The sequence below is a fragment of the Escherichia sp. S10b genome (assembly GCF_028421345.1).
Lineage (GTDB): Bacteria > Pseudomonadota > Gammaproteobacteria > Enterobacterales > Enterobacteriaceae > ECMA0423.
In genome coordinates, this window is sequence record NZ_JAHZSO010000132.1 from 1 (window position 1) to 3,054 (window position 3,054).

The following is a 3,054-nucleotide window of genomic DNA, read 5'->3' on the forward strand; positions in this document are numbered from 1 at the left end:
CTCAAAATCGGTGGAGCTGCATGACAAAGTCATCGGGCATTATCTGAACATAAAACACTATCAATAAGTTGGAGTCATTACCTAACCGTTGTATGAAACTGCTTATCATCATATCTTAATTGGATGTTATTAGCTTTATTTTGATAGCGAGAATGCTGTTCAATATACATAAAATAACCTAAATGTTCTTAAGATTGTCACGACCACATCATCATGATACCATAAACATACTGACGGTATGTTATTTTAAATCTATCATGGAAAATAAAAATCATCAACAAGAAAATTTTAAGAGTACCTATCAATCACTGGTTAACTCAGCACGAATATTGTTTGTTGAAAAAGGCTATCAAGCTGTTTCAATAGATGAGATCTCGGGAAAAGCGTTGGTGACCAAAGGTGCCTTTTATCATCACTTTAAAAATAAAAAACAATTACTCAGTGCCTGTTATAAGCAGCAATTAATTATGATTGATGCCTACATCACAACAAAAACTGATTTAACAAATGGTTGGTCTGCCTTAGAAAGTATATTTGAACATTATCTTGATTATATTATTGATAATAATAAAAACCTTATCCCTATCCAAGAAGTGATGCCTATCATTGGTTGGAATGAACTTGAAAAAATTAGCCTTGAATACATTACTGGTAAGGTAAACGCCATTGTCAGCAAATTGATCCAAGAGAACCAACTTAAAGCTTATGATGATGATGTGCTTAAAAACTTACTCAATGGCTGGTTTATGCATATCGCAATACATGCGAAAAACCTAAAAGAGCTTGCCGATAAAAAAGGCCAATTTATTGCTATTTACCGCGGCTTTTTATTGAGCTTGAAAGATAAATAAAATAGATAGGTTTTATTTGAAGCTAAATCTTCTTTATCGTAAAAAATGCCCTCTTGGGTTATCAAGAGGGTCATTATATTTCGCGGAATAACATCATTTGGTGACGAAATAACTAAGCACTTGTCTCCTGTTTACTCCCCTGAGCTTGAGGGGTTAACATGAAGGTCATCGATAGCAGGATAATAATACAGTAAAACGCTAAACCAATAATCCAAATCCAGCCATCCCAAATTGGTAGTGAATGATTATAAATAACAGCAAACAGTAATGGGCCAATAACACCGGTTGCATTGGTAAGGCTCACCAATAATCCCTGTAAAGCACCTTGCTGATGACTCTTTGTTTGGATAGACATCACTCCCTGTAATGCAGGTAAAGCGATCCCACCACCAGCCAATAAAATTAAAACAGGGAAAACTAACCAACCTTCAGATATAAACGCTAAAAAGGCAAATGCACTACTATCTGCAATAAATCCGAGCAGTACTGCCGTTTTTTCGCCCCATTTAGTGGCTATTCTTCCTGCCACAAAGGCTTGGAATACTGAGTGTAAAAGACCAAGACCCGCTAATGAAAAGCCAACCATCATGCTATTCCATCCAAAACGATTTTCGGTAAATAGCACCCACACCGTTGCGGGAATTTGGCCTATCAATTGCGCTGAAAAATAAATAATCAACAAAATGGGCATCGTTTTAAATAAAGTGATGTATACCGAATTCGATTGCGTCTCAACCCCTACTTCGGTATCTGTATTATCACGTGTATTTTTGGTTTCACGGAACCAAAACATAACCACAAGGAAAGCGACAATATTTAGCAACGCAGCGATAAAAAAGGGACTATGCGGTGAAATCTCTCCTGCAAAACCACCAATAATAGGCCCCGCTATTAAACCAAGCCCAAAACTTGCCCCTAACCAACCGAACCACTTCACGCGTTGAGAAGCTGAGGTGGTATCGGCAATGACCGATGCCGCGACAGCCCCAGTAGCTCCTGTGATCCCTGAAAGCAAACGGCCTAAATACAGCATCCAAAGCGCACTTGAAAAAGCCAGCAATAAGTAATCCAGCGATGCGCCTATTAATGACAACAACAGCACTGGGCGCCGACCAAATCGGTCAGACATTTTTCCAAGCCAAGGAGCAAAGATAACCTGCATTAACGCATAAAGTGCAAGCAATACGCCAAAGTGGTTAGCGATATCTTCCGAAGCAATAAATTCACGTAATAACGTTGGCAAGACTGGCATGATAAGGCCAATCCCCATGGCATCGAGTAACGTAATTACCAATGCGATCTTTGTCGAACTATTCATTTCACTTTTCTCTATCACTGATAGGGAGTGGTAAAATAACTCTATCAATGATAGAGTGTCAACAAAAATTAGGAATTAATGATGTCTAGATTAGATAAAAGTAAAGTGATTAACAGCGCATTAGAGCTGCTTAATGAGGTCGGAATCGAAGGTTTAACAACCCGTAAACTCGCCCAGAAGCTAGGTGTAGAGCAGCCTACATTGTATTGGCATGTAAAAAATAAGCGGGCTTTGCTCGACGCCTTAGCCATTGAGATGTTAGATAGGCACCATACTCACTTTTGCCCTTTAGAAGGGGAAAGCTGGCAAGATTTTTTACGTAATAACGCTAAAAGTTTTAGATGTGCTTTACTAAGTCATCGCGATGGAGCAAAAGTACATTTAGGTACACGGCCTACAGAAAAACAGTATGAAACTCTCGAAAATCAATTAGCCTTTTTATGCCAACAAGGTTTTTCACTAGAGAATGCATTATATGCACTCAGCGCTGTGGGGCATTTTACTTTAGGTTGCGTATTGGAAGATCAAGAGCATCAAGTCGCTAAAGAAGAAAGGGAAACACCTACTACTGATAGTATGCCGCCATTATTACGACAAGCTATCGAATTATTTGATCACCAAGGTGCAGAGCCAGCCTTCTTATTCGGCCTTGAATTGATCATATGCGGATTAGAAAAACAACTTAAATGTGAAAGTGGGTCTTAAAAGCAGCATAACCTTTTTCCGTGATGGTAACTTCACGGTAACCAAGATGTCGAGTTAACCACCCTTTAGATTCATAAAGCGAAAATAATGCGGCTCCGGTAATGACTCCAACTTATTGATAGTGTTTTATGTTCAGATAATGCCCGATGACTTTGTCATGCAGCTCCACCGATTTTGAGA

At 38.9% G+C, this 3,054-nt stretch carries 5 protein-coding genes and 1 pseudogene; 3 read left to right on the plus strand and 3 right to left on the minus strand.

Going from position 1 to position 3,054, the window contains the following annotated elements:
• Both FTE26_RS08515 and tetC read left to right on the plus strand, forming a co-directional pair.
• A partial coding sequence (locus FTE26_RS08515; RefSeq protein ID WP_004209611.1) for an IS1 family transposase occupies positions 1 to 67 on the plus strand: 67 nt, incomplete at its 5' end.
• Positions 68 to 257: 190 nt separating this feature from the next.
• Positions 258 to 851 carry a tetracyline resistance-associated transcriptional repressor TetC gene (tetC, locus tag FTE26_RS08520; RefSeq protein WP_000428546.1) on the plus strand — a complete coding sequence of 198 codons (594 nt, stop codon included), beginning with the start codon at positions 258 to 260 and terminating at the stop codon, positions 849 to 851.
• A gap of 112 nt (positions 852 to 963) precedes the next feature.
• Here tetC and tet(B) read toward each other — a convergent pair whose 3' ends face one another.
• Entirely contained in the window at positions 964 to 2,169 is a 1,206-nt protein-coding gene (gene tet(B) / locus FTE26_RS08525; protein WP_001089068.1) for a tetracycline efflux MFS transporter Tet(B), read from the minus strand.
• 81 nt (positions 2,170 to 2,250) lie between these two features.
• On the opposite strand from tet(B), the gene tetR(B) reads away from it, so the two are divergent.
• A complete protein-coding gene (tetR(B), locus tag FTE26_RS08530; RefSeq protein ID WP_000088605.1) occupies positions 2,251 to 2,874 on the plus strand; it encodes a tetracycline resistance transcriptional repressor TetR(B) in 624 nt (207 codons plus the stop codon).
• On the opposite strand, the pseudogene FTE26_RS08535 reads toward tetR(B), so the two are convergent.
• Positions 2,852 to 2,986 (minus strand): annotated as a pseudogene (locus tag FTE26_RS08535) (transcriptional regulator); the annotation flags it as partial. The gene tetR(B) and the pseudogene FTE26_RS08535 overlap by 23 nt on opposite strands.
• Positions 2,987 to 3,054: IS1 family transposase (locus FTE26_RS08540; RefSeq protein WP_004209611.1), on the minus strand; the 68-nt coding region annotated here is incomplete at its 5' end.

Bases quoted from the DNA above. Each gene is read 5' to 3' on its own strand.
- tetC (WP_000428546.1), top strand. From the start codon at position 258: ATGGAAAATAAAAATCATCAACAAGAAAATTTTAAGAGTACCTATCAA.